The sequence below is a fragment of the Pseudomonas lundensis genome, from assembly GCF_015377145.2.
GTDB classification, from domain to species: domain Bacteria; phylum Pseudomonadota; class Gammaproteobacteria; order Pseudomonadales; family Pseudomonadaceae; genus Aquipseudomonas; species Aquipseudomonas lundensis.
The window spans coordinates 1,381,868-1,396,518 of record NZ_CP062158.2; the positions used below are offsets into that span (position 1 = coordinate 1,381,868).

At 58.7% G+C, this 14,651-nt stretch carries 12 protein-coding genes and 4 tRNA genes; 7 read left to right on the forward strand and 9 right to left on the reverse strand.

Annotated features, from left to right (window positions below; genetic code table 11):
• Positions 1-81 precede the first annotated feature (81 nt).
• The gene (gene rdgC / locus IF654_RS06735) at positions 82-1,005 is read right to left on the reverse strand and encodes a recombination-associated protein RdgC (protein ID WP_047276336.1); all 924 of its coding nucleotides are present in this window, start codon (positions 1,003-1,005) and stop codon (positions 82-84) included.
• Positions 1,006-1,165: 160 nt separating this feature from the next.
• On the opposite strand from rdgC, the gene IF654_RS06740 reads away from it, so the two are divergent.
• The 4 genes from IF654_RS06740 to IF654_RS06755 all read left to right on the forward strand — a co-directional run bounded on the left by IF654_RS06740 (position 1,166) and on the right by IF654_RS06755 (position 1,723).
• A tRNA-Val gene (locus IF654_RS06740) sits at positions 1,166-1,241 on the forward strand.
• A 19-nt stretch (positions 1,242-1,260) separates the two neighbouring features.
• Positions 1,261-1,337: transfer RNA gene (locus tag IF654_RS06745), tRNA-Asp, on the forward strand.
• Positions 1,338-1,551: 214 nt separating this feature from the next.
• Positions 1,552-1,627 (forward strand) — tRNA-Val (locus IF654_RS06750).
• Positions 1,628-1,646: 19 nt separating this feature from the next.
• Positions 1,647-1,723, forward strand: a tRNA-Asp gene (locus IF654_RS06755).
• 227 nt (positions 1,724-1,950) lie between these two features.
• On the opposite strand, the gene IF654_RS06760 is transcribed toward IF654_RS06755, so the two are convergent.
• The 8 genes from IF654_RS06760 to rloA all read right to left on the reverse strand — a co-directional run bounded on the left by IF654_RS06760 (position 1,951) and on the right by rloA (position 11,459).
• On the reverse strand, positions 1,951-4,392 hold the full coding sequence (locus IF654_RS06760) for a TonB-dependent siderophore receptor (protein ID WP_194862647.1): 2,442 nt from the start codon (positions 4,390-4,392) through the stop codon (positions 1,951-1,953).
• Between the two features lie 75 nt (positions 4,393-4,467).
• On the reverse strand, positions 4,468-5,454 hold the full coding sequence (locus IF654_RS06765) for a FecR family protein (RefSeq protein ID WP_169835864.1): 987 nt from the start codon (positions 5,452-5,454) through the stop codon (positions 4,468-4,470).
• A gap of 8 nt (positions 5,455-5,462) precedes the next feature.
• Positions 5,463-5,981 (reverse strand): sigma-70 family RNA polymerase sigma factor, encoded by a 519-nt coding sequence (locus IF654_RS06770; protein WP_047276330.1) that lies wholly within the window; start codon positions 5,979-5,981, stop codon positions 5,463-5,465.
• A 158-nt stretch (positions 5,982-6,139) separates the two neighbouring features.
• Positions 6,140-6,874, reverse strand: coding sequence for a phosphoadenylyl-sulfate reductase (locus IF654_RS06775; protein ID WP_194862646.1), 735 nt, complete (start codon positions 6,872-6,874; stop codon positions 6,140-6,142).
• Positions 6,875-6,942: 68 nt separating this feature from the next.
• Positions 6,943-8,286, reverse strand: a complete 1,344-nt coding sequence (gene pabB / locus IF654_RS06780; RefSeq protein ID WP_083334419.1) for an aminodeoxychorismate synthase component I — start codon at positions 8,284-8,286, stop codon at positions 6,943-6,945.
• Between the two features lie 115 nt (positions 8,287-8,401).
• Positions 8,402-9,385 (reverse strand): alpha-L-glutamate ligase-like protein, encoded by a 984-nt coding sequence (locus IF654_RS06785; RefSeq protein ID WP_047276327.1) that lies wholly within the window; start codon positions 9,383-9,385, stop codon positions 8,402-8,404.
• Complete coding sequence (gene rloB / locus IF654_RS06790) at positions 9,385-10,917, reverse strand: osmotic stress tolerance membrane protein RloB (protein WP_047276325.1); 1,533 nt, start codon at positions 10,915-10,917, stop codon at positions 9,385-9,387. The genes IF654_RS06785 and rloB overlap by 1 nt, the downstream gene beginning before the upstream one ends.
• Positions 10,918-10,922: 5 nt before the next feature.
• Positions 10,923-11,459 carry a retropepsin-like aspartic peptidase RloA gene (rloA, locus tag IF654_RS06795; protein WP_047277367.1) on the reverse strand — a complete coding sequence of 179 codons (537 nt, stop codon included), beginning with the start codon at positions 11,457-11,459 and terminating at the stop codon, positions 10,923-10,925.
• Between the two features lie 282 nt (positions 11,460-11,741).
• On the opposite strand from rloA, the gene IF654_RS06800 reads away from it, so the two are divergent.
• The 3 genes from IF654_RS06800 (at position 11,742) to prpC (ending at position 14,610) form a co-directional block, all read left to right on the forward strand.
• Positions 11,742-12,464: a GntR family transcriptional regulator gene (locus tag IF654_RS06800; protein WP_094988428.1), complete on the forward strand. Its 723-nt coding sequence runs from the start codon at positions 11,742-11,744 to the stop codon at positions 12,462-12,464.
• Positions 12,461-13,348 (forward strand): methylisocitrate lyase, encoded by an 888-nt coding sequence (prpB, locus tag IF654_RS06805; protein ID WP_047276320.1) that lies wholly within the window; start codon positions 12,461-12,463, stop codon positions 13,346-13,348. The genes IF654_RS06800 and prpB overlap by 4 nt, the downstream gene beginning before the upstream one ends.
• Positions 13,349-13,482: 134 nt before the next feature.
• Positions 13,483-14,610 carry a bifunctional 2-methylcitrate synthase/citrate synthase gene (prpC, locus tag IF654_RS06810; RefSeq protein WP_047276319.1) on the forward strand — a complete coding sequence of 376 codons (1,128 nt, stop codon included), beginning with the start codon at positions 13,483-13,485 and terminating at the stop codon, positions 14,608-14,610.
• Positions 14,611-14,651 lie beyond the last annotated feature (41 nt).

Genomic DNA, 14,651 nt, shown 5'->3' on the forward strand with positions numbered 1-14,651 from the left:
TTTTATTAACGCGCTTTCTATATAGGAAGCAGCCGACCGGTGATCGTGCATCACCGGTCAGGCGTGCTTCCTGAACAGGCGTTATTCGATGCCTTGAGGGATTTCTTCACCGCCCAGCGCTTCAAACAACTGCGGCAAGAATTCGCCGAACGTCAGCATCATCAGGGTAAAGCTGGCGTCCTGTTGGCCCAGATCGTCATCACCGCCGTTCTGTTCGGCTTCGTCTTGCAGCAGGTCTTCAAACTTCAAGCGTTTGACCACCAGTTTGTCGTCCAGCACGAACGACAGTTTGTCCTGCCAGGCCAGTGACAGCTGAGTCACGACTTTGCCGGTGCTCAGGTGCAGCTGGATTTCGTCGCTGGTCAGATCCTGACGCTTGCAGCGAATGATGCCACCGTCTTCATGGGTGTCGCGCAGCTCGCATTCGTCGAGGACAAAGAAGTTCTCGGCGGCTTTTTGGGTCTTGACCCATTCGGTCATGGTCGCGCTTGGCGCCACTTTGACAGCCAATGGACGCACCGGCAGCGAACCCACCACTTCACGCAAGGTGGAGAGCAGGTCTTCAGCGCGTTTCGGGCTGGAGGCGTTAACCAGAATCAGACCCTGTTTAGGTGCAATGGCGGCGAAGGTGGCCGAGCGACGAATAAAGGCACGGGGCAAGAAGGCCTGGATGATTTCGTCCTTGAGCTGGTCGCGTTCCTTTTTGTAGACCTTGCGCATTTGCTCGGCTTCGATCTCTTCGACCTTTTCCTTGAGTGCGTCACGCACCACGCTGCCGGGCAGGATGCGTTCTTCTTTGCGGGCGGCGATCAGCAGGAAGTCCTGGCTGACGTGAACCAGGGGAGCGTCTTCGCCTTTGCCGAAAGGGGCGACGAAACCGTAAGTGGCTAATTCCTGACTTGAACAGGCGCGGGCCAGTTTGGTGGCCAGTGCAGTTTCCAGCACCTGCGCATCAAAAGGCAGATCTTGGGTCAGGCGATAGATAAGCAGGTTTTTGAACCACATGGGGTGAATCACTCCTTTATACAAAGACGGCATTATTCGCCTCATGGGCGCATAGGCCAACCCTGCGCTAAGCCTTTGTCGTGCATAAGAAAATTATTTTAAAAAGTGCTTGCCAGACTTCAGGTCGCTCCGTAGAATGCGCGCCACACCGAGAGTGAAAGGGTGATTAGCTCAGCTGGGAGAGCATCTGCCTTACAAGCAGAGGGTCGGCGGTTCGATCCCGTCATCACCCACCATTCACTTGCAGTGTTACGCGCAGCGGTAGTTCAGTCGGTTAGAATACCGGCCTGTCACGCCGGGGGTCGCGGGTTCGAGTCCCGTCCGCTGCGCCATATTTTGATCACAAGCCCCTTGAACGCTTGTGATCTGGGGAAGCCCCGCTCAACGCGGGGTTTTTCTTGAAAGACTTAGATTCAACAGCTTGCTGAGGAATCCAAGAGCAGGGCGCTGGAAAAGGTCGTTTTTGACAGTTTTTAAAAAAAACTGAATAAAAACAACCACTTACACAATAAGTGTGAGAGAATGCGCCACGCAACGAGAGTGAAAGGGTGATTAGCTCAGCTGGGAGAGCATCTGCCTTACAAGCAGAGGGTCGGCGGTTCGATCCCGTCATCACCCACCATTCGCTTTCAATGTTACGCGCAGCGGTAGTTCAGTCGGTTAGAATACCGGCCTGTCACGCCGGGGGTCGCGGGTTCGAGTCCCGTCCGCTGCGCCATATTCGGAACACAAGCCCCTTGAACGCTTGTGATCCACAAGAAGCCTGCCATGTGCAGGCTTTTTTGTGCGCGTGTGTTTTGTGTAAGCCCCTCCCGGCAACGGCGGCAGTCCGAAGCCGTCGCCAGGTCTGTGACCACCCTCATTCCTTCCGCCGCAAACTCAAGCCAATAAAAGCTTGGCAGGCGTTCGCGTTCCGATAAGTGGCCACAGGCGACGATTGTGGCGTTAGAAGTCCCAGCGCGTTGTCACCATGACATTGCGCAGATCGCCGTAATACGATGAGTTATAAAACCCGATATTGGTGTAATACGACTTGTCGAAGACGTTGTTCAGGTTCACCGTGGCTGACACATGCTCCGTCAGCTGATACTTGGCCATCACATCGACAAGCCAGTACGCGTCTTGCGAAAACTTCTCCTGCGCGCCGCCTTTGTTGTAGTTGGTCAGCACTTGCCAGCCGGTGCCTTGCCAGCGAACACCGCCGCCCACGGTCAATTTGTCGAGGTTGCCACTCAATTTATAGCGGGTGTACAGGTTGATTTGATCTTCCGGTTCCCAGGTCGACACTTTCTTGCCGCTTTGATCGCGGCTGACTTTGTGCGTGTAGCCTGCCTGTAACTGCCAACCTGGCATCACTTCACCCGATATTTCCGCCTCGTAGCCTTTCGTGGTGGCCTTGATGCCTTTGTAGGCGTAGTCAATGTCAGGGTTGGTCGGGTGGGCGTTGTAAGCGGTGTCCGCTTCGGGCCGGTTATCTTGATGCACTTCAAAGTACGCCAGGCTTGAGTTCAATTGCCCGTCGAAGAATTCGCCTTTCAGGCCGATCTCATAGTTGCTGCCTTCGTCTGGCTCAAGCATTTTGTTGTCGCGATTGCGGTAGTAAGACTGGGGCAAGAATATTTCGGTGTAGCTGGCATAGGCCGAAACAGAGTCGTTGATGTCGTAGATCAGGCCTGCGTAAGGCAGCACTTTGCCGGTGTCCTTGGCCTGGCTGGTGCCTGTTAGCGAGTAGTTGGCAACGCGGGTGCCCAACATCAGGGTCAAGTCATCGGTCAGGCTGAAACGCCCCGTCATATAAGTGCCGGTCTGGCGTGTGATTTCATCGTTTTTGGAGGTGACATTGCCCCAGTCGGGTTCCGGTGCGTCGCCGTCCCAGTGGTAATAGTCATAGGCGTTATTGACCATGAGCGCGTTCGTGTAGTCCTTGCCTGTCCAGTGAGAGCGAGAGACCGAGCCGCCGACGACCAGTTGATGTTCGCGGCCCAGCAGGTTGAAAGGTCCCGTGGCGTAGAGGTCTGCGCTGTCACTGACGTACTCGCCGGTGTATTTGCGCGCCAGGATTTTTGCCTTGCCGGTGTTCACATCCGGATCAAGCAGTGCTCCCAGCGGGGCGTCGTAGCCATTGATCTGATGGTTGTACTGACCTTTGGTCACCCAGCCATTGGCGAAGTCATGCTCCAGCGTGGCGAAGACAGTCCGGGTGTATTGCTCCCAACTGCTCCATTTCGCGCCATTGTTGAACGAGCGTGGGTTATCGATCCGGTCACCCGCAGAGTTGAATAGCGATGCACTGCCCGACCAGCTCGAGCCGGTGGGGTGATTGTCCTGATAGTCGGCCCCCAGGGTGAGCAAGGTGTCCGGGGTTAAGTCGACCTCAAGAATGCCGTAGTACACCTCGCTGTCGCGCTTGTAATGGTCCATGAATGAGTGCTTGTCCTGATAAGCCGCGACCGCCCGGCCACGTACATGGCCGCTGTCGCTCAGGGGGCCGCTGACGTCCACTTCCGAGCGATAGTTGTCCCATGATCCGGCGCCCAGATCGATGTGGGCCTTGAAGTCACGGGTAGGCTTTTTGCGCACCATGTTGATGGTCCCGCCCGGCCCGCCAGCGCCAGTGAGCAGCCCGGTGGCGCCTTTGAGTATCTCGACGCGGTCATAGATCGCCGTATCGGTGAGTGTGTGACCGGCCGAGTACTGCGGGTCCTGCAAGATGGGTATGCCGTCGTACTGGAAGTTTTTAATGGCAAAGCCGCGCGAGTAGTAACTGGTGCGGTCGCTGTCATAGGTGGCCACGGTGATGCCGGGCGTGTGGCGCATGACGTCGTCGATCGAGTTCAGGCCGAAATCATCCATTGCCTGTCGGGTCACGACGGAGATCGACTGTGGGGTTTGGCGGGGTGTGAGCACCATGCGAGTGGCTGTGGCGATGCTTCCGGGCGTGTAGGAGCCAGTCCCTTCGGTGATGGTGCCGAGCTGGTTGGCGCTGACCTCGGTGGCGCCCAGTTCCAGAGCGCCGCCTGCTTGGGGAGTGGCTTGCAGCAAATAGCCGTTCTGGCTTTTGACCACGCTGAACCCGCTGCCGCGCAGCAGCGTGTCGAAACCGTCCATCTCGCTGTAGCTGCCCTGTAAGCCTTGAGTTGTCGCGCCGTCAACGTCACGGGGCTGGAACGCAATCGCGACCCCGGCTTGTTGAGCGAAGCGGTTCAATGCATCGCCCAGCGGCCCGGCAGGAATGTTATAGACCTGCACCGAGGCACTGCTTTGCGCCTGCGCAGCGGTGCTGACCAGCATTGCGGCGGTACAGGCAACCACCAAAGGGATGGCCAGTGACAGCGGTGCATAAGCCTTTGCACGCAAGCGGTCGCGGGTTTTGGGTGAAGTCAGCATGGTAGGCGCAGTCCTTTAGAGTCTATGTACCTACCTTGACGAGCGACCTTTAAAAAGCGGAAGCAATGCGAATCATTATTTTTTAGTCTGCGTGTCACGGTCCACGCGGATCAGCAATGCCGTGAAGTGACGGACGCTGATCGGCAGTGTTTCAGCAATCAGGTTCAATGCGCGCTCAGGATCGTCCATCGGTAAAACGGCCGACACCCGCAGGTCCGCCAGCGCCGCGCGGTCGAAAGTCAAAAGGCCGTATCGCTGGCGGGCAATCTCTTCAAGCACGTCACTCAACGGCAGGTCCTGAACCACCAGTTGATGGCGTTTCCAGGCGTGATCGATTCGCTGCGGATCAATGTGGCCCAGACTGCGGATGGCGTCAGTCTCAATCAGTGCCTGTTCACCCGCATCCACCTCCAGCGCGTGTTGCCGGTTTTCGCTGTGCGCCGCGACGCGCGATTGCAACATGGTCAGGATCGTCGTGTCCCCCGTGCGCTTGACCACGAAGCGTGTCCCCAGCGCGCGCAGGGTGCCTTGGGCGGTCTGCACCACAAACGGGCGTGTGGCGTCATGGGCCACGTCCACCAGTATCTCGCCTTGCAGCAGTTCGATTCGTCGCTGCTGCTTATCGAAATGCACATTCACGGCGCTGGCGCCGCTGAGGGTCAGGGATGACTCGTCCGGCAGGTGCAGTGTTTTCCATTCGGCGGGCGCTGTGTGGGTATCGGCCAGCCAGCGCGCGGGGTACTGGCTGCGCAGTAACACAGTGGCCGGAATAATCAGGCAGCCCGCCAGGACCAAGGCCCGAACGATCGGTTTGCGTGCGGATGTTTTGCGCTGCGAGGGGAACGCTGCGTTCAGCGCCGCTTTGGCTGGCGCTGCCTGAGTGCGTAATGACTGCAGCTGTGAAATGACCTCCTGCATGCGCTCGGCCGCTGCGCCGTGTTGCGGGCTTTGACGCTTCCAGTGCTCAAAGGCGAGCCTCAACTCGTCAGACAAATCTCCTTCATGCAGGCGAATCATCCATTCGGCCGCTTGTTCATCGATCTGCTGGGGCGTGCTGTGCATCGGCTTGCTCATGGTGTGAGGCTATGACTGCAATGCAGCAGCGCCTGAATCAAATACTTGCGAACGGTGCGATCAGACAAGCCGAGTTGGCGACCGATGTCGGCCTGGTTGAGGCCGTCGAGGTAATACAGCACAAACGCCTGGCGGGTCTTTTCAGGCAGCCCTTCGAGCATAAAGGCGATGTGTTCAAGGGCTTCAAGGGTGGTCAGGATGGCCTCGGGTGAGTGGTGGCCTTCCAGTGCTTGGGCGGTGAGCGCACGTTCTTGCAAATAAGCCTGTTCGATCTTCTTGCGCCGTGCCTGATCGATGATCAGGCGCCGGGCCGTGGTGCTCAGAAACGCTCGCGGCTCGCGCAGGCTGGCGACCGACTCGCGTGCATTAAGGATTCGGGCAAAGGTGTCCTGAGTCAGGTCGGCAGCATTCTGCGCACACCCCAGCTTTCTGCGCAGCCAGCCAAGTAGCCAGCCGTGATGTTCGCAGTACAGGTCTGTAATCGCGGATTGAAACGGAGGTTCACCCGAAGACATAGAACTAGGCTCAAACGCTATTGAGAATAATTGCTAATTCTGTGCTCAAGTCTTCGGTAAACGCAAGGCAGGCCTCATCTGCTGAGACACGGCGCGAGGCTGCGTGCTTGCAGCCTCGTTCCCCTTATTCATCGCAGGCGAGGCGGGGCAGCGCCGGATCAGGTCTTGGTGATCAAGTTGCCAGCATGCAGGCCGCATTCTTTTTGCGTGGCCTCTTCCCACCACCAGCGACCTTCACGCTCGTGCTGGTTAGGCAGCACGGGACGGGTGCAGGGCTCGCAACCGATGCTGATAAAGCCGCGTTCGTGCAGGCTGTTATAGGGCAACTCCAGCATGCGGATGTAACCCCAGACTTCCTCGCTGGTCATTTGCGCCAGCGGGTTGAATTTGTACAGCGTGCGCTCCGGGGTCGAGAAGGCGCCGTCGATTTCCAGCGCGGCAACCTGGCTGCGGGTGCCCGGGCTCTGGTCGCGACGCTGGCCCGTGGCCCAGGCGGTGACGGTCGCCAGTTTGCGGCGCAACGGTTGGATTTTGCGCACACCGCAGCATTCGCCATGGCCGTCTTTGTAAAAGCTGAACAAGCCTTTTTCTTTGACGAAGGGCTCAAGTTGTTGCTGGTCTGGTGAAATCAGCTCGATCGGGATGTTGTAGTGCTCGCGCACCTGCTCGATGAAACGATAGGTTTCCGGGTGCAGGCGCCCGGTGTCGAGGCTGAACACCTTGACGTTTTTATTGAGCTTCCAGGCCATGTCCACCAGCACCACATCTTCGGCGCCGCTGAATGAAATCCAGAGCTCGTCGCCAAAGTGCTGAAACGCGAGTTTGAGAATGTCCTGCGGGGATTTGCTGGCGTATGTCGCGGCGAGTTCAGCGACGTCGAACGGATGGCTCATCAGGCGGCTTCCTACAGTAAATGGCGCTGGGCGCTCTCTAGTGGCGCGATGTTAGCAAATACCGCGTGCTACAGGGTTTGCAGCGTATCGAGCAGCACCTTCACTTTCGTGATGGATTCCTGGTATTCGGCTTCCCAGTCCGAGTCCGCGACAATGCCGCCTCCGCCCCAGCAACTGACCCGCCCGTCTTTGATCAACAGGCTGCGAATGGCGATAGAACTGTCCATCTCGCCGCGAACGTCGAGGTACAGCAGTGAACCGCAGTAAATGCTGCGCCGGGTGGGTTCCAGCTCGTCGATGATTTGCATGGCGCGGATCTTCGGTGCGCCGGTGATCGAGCCGCCCGGAAAACTGTCGCCGATCAGGTCCAGCGCGTCTTTATCCGTCGCGAGCTCGCCCGTGACACTGCTCACCAGGTGATGCACGTTAGGGTAGCTTTCGAGGCTGAACAGCTCCGGTACGCGGACCGAACCTGTGCGGCAGGTGCGGCCGAGGTCGTTGCGCAGCAGGTCGACAATCATCAGGTTCTCAGCGCGATCTTTTGGGCTGGCAAGCAATTGGGCGGCGTTGGCGGCATCTTCTGCGTTGTCTTTGCCCCGTGGACGGGTGCCTTTGATCGGACGGGTTTCGACCTGGCGCTTGCTGACCCGCACAAAGCGCTCTGGCGAGAGGCTGACAATCGCGCCCTCTGCGGGCAGTGTCATGAAACCTGAAAACGGGGTCGGGCAAGCTGCACGCAGCGCGCAGTACGCGGTCCATGCATCGCCGTGGCAGTGGGCGCTGAAGCGCTGGGTGTAATTGACCTGATAGCAGTCGCCAGCCTGAATGTACTGCTGCACCTGCGCCAGGGCCTGCGCGTACTGCTGGGCGCTGATATCCGGCTGCATCGGTTGTTTCAGGCTGAAAGGTGCCGCGGTTGCGGGCTCAAGCGCACTGAACAGCTCAATCAGGCGCAGGCGTTCGCGGGTTTCCAGGGTGGGATGAAACACCAATTGACTGGTTGCGCGTTGGTGATCGCTGATCAACGCCCACGGGTACAGGCCCAGGCGTGCATCCGGCAGTTGCAAGTCGTCCTGCGCCTGCGCGGGGAGCTGTTCGAGCTGGCGGCCGAAGTCGTAGCTCAAGTAACCGATCAGTCCGCCAGCAAACGGCAGTTCGTACTGCGCCGGCAACTGCGCCTGGCCCAGCGCCTGAAGCTGTTTGCGCAAACGCTGCAAAAACGCGCGCCCCGGTTCTTCTGGCTGGCGTTGCAGTGTGTGCAAGGGCCAGGCGCTCATGATGTCGTAACGGCCACGGTCAGCGTCGGGTCGGCCGCTGTCCAGCAGTACCGCGCCGGGGGCGTGGCGCAAGGCAGCAAAGTAATCGGCCGGGTTGGCGAGGTAAGGCAGTGGATGAACGGAGCAGGTCAACATGCGCAGCAAATCAGCCATCGAAGCGGGGAGGGGATTGTAGGCCTGTGTCGGCGGGTAAATCCATGACACCGTTCAGGAGCGAGCAGGCCTTGGGTGGCCAACTCGCTCCTGCGGGTCAGGCGTTAAGGGGGATGTGCCCGAACATTTCCTGAGCAAAACGGACCCGCTCTTCAACGGTTTCCTTGATGCCTTTTGCGGCCAGCGCTTCAACGTGCGCTTCGACGGCGTGGGTGCGCAGGGTCAGGCCGCAGTCGTTGGCGATCTGGATGTTCAGGCCCGGACGGGCGTTCAGCTCCAGGATCAAGGGGCCCTTGTCCTGGTCCAGCACCATGTCCACGCCGATATACCCCAGGCCGCACAATTCATAGCAGCCCGCGGCGAGCTTCATGAAGCCGTCCCAGTAGGGCAGTTGCACCCCGTCCACCGCGTTGGTGGTGTCGGGGTGTTTGCTGATGATGTTGTTCAGCCAGGTGCCGCGCAAGGTCAGGCCGGTTGCCAGGTCGACACCCACCCCGATAGCGCCCTGGTGAAGGTTGGCCTTGCCGCCGGATTGACGGGTCGGCAAACGCAGCATCGCCATCACCGGGTAGCCCATCAGCACAATGATGCGGATGTCTGGCACGCCTTCGTAGCTGATGCTTTTGAAGATCTGGTCGGGGGTGACGCGGTACTCGATCAGGGCACGGTCGCGGTGCCCGCCGAGGGAATACAGGCCGGTCAGAATGCTGGAGATCTGATGCTCGATTTCTTCATGGCTGATGATCTTGCCCGAAACGGTGCGAAAGCGGTCTTCGAAGCGGTCGGCGATCACCAGAATGCCATCACCGCCCGCGCCTTGGGCGGGCTTGATCACGAAGTCGCTGCGCCCGCCGATGATCTCGTCGAGCTTTTCGATTTCTTTCTCGGTGGAAATCACGCCATACATCTCCGGCACGTGAATGCCGGCCTTGATGGCGCGTTCCTTGGTGATGATCTTGTCATCCACGATCGGATACAGGCTGCGTTTGTTGTACTTGAGTACGTAGTCCGCATTGCGCCGATTGATGCCCATGATGCCCCTGGCTTCCAGGGCCTTCCAGGTCTTCCAGAAGCCAAACATCAGGAATCTGCCTTCAAAAAGGCTTTGAAACGGACCAGTTCAGTCAGGCGATAGCCGCGATAGCGACCCATGGCCAGCATGAAGCCCACGAGAATCAGCAGGACTGCCGGGAAAGTGAACACGAAGTACACCAGCTCCGGAATGCTCATCACCAAGTACGCCAGGGTCGCCGCGAACAGGGTGCCGATGGCGACCTTCATCGCATGCCCTGCGCCTCGCTCCTCCCAAGTGATCGACAGGCGTTCGATGGTCATGGTCAGAATCACCATCGGGAACAGGGCCACCGAGAGTCCGCGTTCAAGGCCCAACTTGTGGCTGAACAGGCTGATGGCGGCAATCAGTATCACCACGAACGTCAGTACCACGGACAGGCGCGGCAGCATCTGCAGCTTCAAGTGCTCTAAATAGGAGCGCAACATCAGCCCGAGCGCTGTGATCACCGTGAACAGGATGATGCCGAACCCCAATTGTGTTTCACGGAACGCCAGTGCAATCAGTACCGGGGTGAACGTGCCCAGTGTTTGCAGGCCGATCAGGTTGCGCAACACCAGAATCACCAGCACGCCAATCGGGATCATCACCATGATCATGAAGGTTTGCTGGGTTTGCAGCGGCAGGCCGTACAGCGAGTATTCGAGGAAGTTGGCGTCAGTGTTTTCGTCGGTCAGTTTGGCCAGACGAATGGCGTTCATTTCGCTGTTGTTCAGGCTGAACGTGACGTTGGCTTTTTTACCGCCATCGACGCTGATCATCGGCTCGTCGCCGGTCCACCACAGCAGACGGTCGGACGGCAGGCCCTGTTCGCCGGTTTCGGGGTTGAAGTACAGCCAGTCGTTACCGTTGAAGCTGCGCAACCACAGCTCCGGGGTTTGCGGCTGATCGGCCACCAGGCGGATGGTGTGGACTTTTTCCAGCGGCACGTGGGCAATCGACAGCAAAAGCTCGATGATTTGTGCCTTGTGCGGCGTCGACGGATCGCCCGCCAGCAGCAGTTTGACGTTGTCGTCGTTGGGGTTGTTCACCCGCTTGATGGTTTCGCTGATGAAGGTTTCAACGTCGGCCGAGTGCTGGCGAATTGGGGCCAACAAGGCTTCGGCGGCGATTTTTTCGGGCCCTTCGACCGCGATGCTGTCACGGAATACCGGGCCTTTGGCCTTGGTTTTGTCGCCGGTGTAACGCTTGGTCAAGACCAGACGGTAGTAAAGGGTTTGCTTGCCGCTGACGCGACGGGCTGACCAGGTGACTTTACGGTTGCCGTCAACCCGGTTGACGCTCACCCCGTAATTGTTGGAGATGAAGCTTTCATTGAGGCTGACGTAGTCGCGGTTCAATGGCGGTACGAACATTTGGATCTTGACCGGATCCTTGGAGCTGGCGACGAATTCGACTTTTGCGTCGATGTTCCACAGGTCATCCGTTGCGTCTTCGGTCACCGGGATACCGACGACGAAAATCTGGTAGGCCGTAATCGAAATGCCCAGCACCACAAGGATGGTAATCAAGACTTTCAGGTGAAAGGTAAGAGCGCGCATTTCAATTACTCTGCGGTTTGAGCGATGGCGGCGCAGGCAGGTTTGCCAGCAGCGTATTTAAGGCTTGGGTCGACCAGCGCATCGAAGCGCTTGAGCGCTTCGGAGCCAATCAACAGCGGGTATTGGAACGCACTTCGGTCGGTCAAGTTCACTTCGATGGTGCGTAAAGCTTTACCCATACAGATTTCGAGGGAAATAACCGGGCGCAACGTGTAGTTCTTGTCCGATTCGGGGTCGTAATCCCCGGAGCGGCGCTTGATCTTGCTGACCCGTGCCAGCGGACGCTCGATGGGGTGCGAGTGGGCATCGTCAATGGCCAGATAAAAGCGTACCCAGCTCTCGCCGTCGCGCTTGAAGCGTTTGATATCGCGGGCACTCAGCGAGGCGGTTTTGGCGCCGGTGTCGAGTTTGGCGGCCACTTGCAGGTTGATACCTGCCAGTTCAGCGTACTCATTAAGGCCGTATACGGTTTTTTCGGCGCCCAGGCTCAGGCCCGGCAAGGCCAGCAGGCAAAGACATATAAAGAAGGAGGGAAATTTCATAAATCCGGGGGCAGTCTCTTGCAATCTTCAGTTCAAGGCGACTGGCAATACAGCGCAAGCGTCCTCGTGCGGCTGCCCTGTTAATTGGGCAAGGCTGATGCGGTCGGCATTCTAGCATGATGGTTTTATGACGCCAGCGCCCAGACCGTTCCGATCGTGGCCTGCGTCTGTCGATTCAACCAAGGTCGTATCCGATGATTGTCGACAATCCACATTTATCCTTTGACTGTAAGGCCTGAAATGGCTAGTTTTGGCACTATTGATTTTCAAGGTGTCGACAATATGCTGGATTCGTCCGAAGGTGCCGTGCTGACTCAAGATGACTCGGAAACCCTGTCCGAGAACGTCTTCAGGCGTATTCAGGCCGCCATCGTCAAAGGCGATATCGCGCCGGGCAGCAAAATCTCCGAGCCGGAACTGGCGCGCACCTACGGCATCAGCCGCGGGCCGCTGCGCGAGGCGATCCACCGCCTTGAAGGCCAGCGCCTGCTGGTGCGGGTGCCGCATGTCGGGGCGCGGGTCGTGTCCTTGAGCCATGCTGAGCTGATTGAACTCTACGAAATTCGCGAGTCCCTTGAAGGCATGGCCTGCCGTCTGGCGGCTGAACGCATGAGCGATGAGGACATCGCGGAGCTGCGTCGGGTGCTCGAAACCCACGAGCGCGATGCCGCGTTCCAGGCAGGCGTGGGCTATTACCAGCAGGAAGGCGACTTCGATTTTCATTACAAAATTATTCAGGGCAGCGGCAATCGCACCCTGACCCAGATGCTCTGCGGTGAGTTGTATCAATTGGTGCGCATGTACCGCATCCAGTTCTCCACCACCCCGAATCGCCCGCACCAGGCATTCGCCGAGCACCACCGGATTCTCGATGCCATTGCCGATCGCGACGGCGAACTGGCCGAGTTATTGATGCGTCGCCACATCGGCGCGTCCAAACGCAATATTGCGCGTCACTACCAAGACAGCGCCCAGCAGACAGCCACTCCACGAGGTGAGTCATGAGCAATAAAAACAGTCCAGGCCAACGTTTCCGTGATGCAGTCGCCAATGAACACCCACTGCAAGTGGTGGGCGCGATTAACGCCAACCACGCCTTGCTGGCCAAGCGCGCCGGGTTCAAGGCGATCTACTTGTCCGGTGGCGGGGTGGCGGCGGGTTCGCTGGGCGTGCCGGACCTGGGCATCACCGGCCTGGATGACGTACTGACCGATGTGCGCCGCATCACGGACGTCTGCGACCTGCCACTGCTGGTGGATGTCGACACGGGCTTCGGTTCTTCGGCGTTCAACGTGGCGCGTACCGTCAAGTCGATGATCAAGTTTGGCGCTGCCGCCATTCACATTGAAGATCAGGTGGGTGCCAAGCGGTGCGGCCATCGTCCGAACAAGGAAATCGTCTCGCAACAAGAGATGGTTGATCGCATCAAGGCCGCCGTGGATGCGCGCACCGATGACAGCTTTGTGATCATGGCGCGTACCGATGCGCTGGCGGTTGAGGGGCTGGAGTCCGCGCTGGAGCGTGCCGCTGCGTGCGTCGAAGCGGGCGCCGACATGGTGTTCCCGGAAGCCATCACCGAGCTTGAGATGTACAAGCTGTTCGCCAGCCGCGTCAAAGCGCCGATTCTGGCCAACATCACTGAATTCGGCGCCACCCCGTTGTACACCGTGGATCAACTGCGTGAGGCCGATGTGTCGCTGGTGCTGTACCCGCTGTCGGCCTTCCGCGCCATGAACAAGGCTGCGGAAAACGTCTATGGCGCGATTCGCCGCGACGGCACTCAGCAAAACGTCATCGACACCATGCAAACCCGTATGGAGCTGTACGACGCCATCGATTACCACGTGTTCGAACAGAAGCTCGATGCGCTGTTTGCCAGCAAAAAGTAACGCCGCTTGAAACCGGATTGACCTGACGCCTGTGATGGTTGTCGAGCCTCGCGGGGCTCGACACGCAAGACGGGTGTAAAAAAATTTATAAGTTCTTGCCGAATCCCTAACAAATTCAAGATTGGAGAAGCGCAATGGCCGAAGCAAAAGTATTGAGTGGTGCCGGATTACGCGGCCAGGTGGCCGGGCAAACGGCGCTGTCGACCGTAGGCCAGGAAGGCGCCGGGCTCACCTATCGTGGTTATGACGTACGTGAGCTGGCCGCCCAGGCGCGCTTTGAAGAAGTGGCTTACCTGTTGTTGTACGGCGAGTTGCCGACCCAGGCCGAGCTGGAGGCCTACACAGGCAAGCTCAAAACCCTGCGCGATTTGCCGCAAGCGCTGAAGGAAGTTCTGGAGCGTATCCCGGCCGATGCCCACCCGATGGACGTGATGCGCACGGGATGCTCGTTCCTGGGCAACCTTGAGCCGGAACAGGACTTCAGCGAGCAGCGCGACAAGACCGACCGCCTGCTGGCGGCCTTCCCGGCGATCATGTGCTACTGGTATCGCTTCAGCCACGACGGCGTGCGCATCGATTGCGTGACGGACGAAGCGTCGATTGGCGGCCATTTCCTGCACCTGTTGCATGACAAAAAGCCAAGCGACTTGCACGTCAACGTCATGAACGTGTCGCTGATTCTGTATGCCGAGCACGAATTCAACGCCTCGACCTTCACTGCCCGCGTTTGCGCTTCCACGCTGTCCGATCTGTTTTCGTGCATCACGGCAGCCATCGGTTCGTTGCGTGGCCCGTTGCACGGTGGGGCCAACGAAGCGGCGATGGAAATGATCGAGCGCTTCAGCTCGGCCGACGAAGCCATCAAAGGCACCCTCGGCATGCTCGAACGCAAAGACAAGATCATGGGCTTTGGTCACGCCATCTATAAAGACAGCGACCCGCGCAATGAAGTGATCAAGGGCTGGGCGAAAAAGCTGGCGGACGAAGTGGGGGACACCGTGCTGTTCCCGGTGTCCGAAGCCATCGACAAGACCATGTGGGAGCAAAAGAAGCTGTTCCCCAATGCCGACTTCTACCATGCCTCGGCGTACCACTTCATGGGCATTCCAACCAAGCTGTTCACCCCGATCTTCGTCTGCTCCCGCCTGACCGGCTGGGCCGCGCACGTGTTCGAGCAGCGCGCCAACAATCGCATCATTCGCCCGAGCGCCGAGTACATCGGCGTCGAACAGCGCAAGTTCGTGCCAATCGAACGTCGCTGACCGCAAGGCCGCCCACCCGCCCACAGGCGCGTGACTTGCGC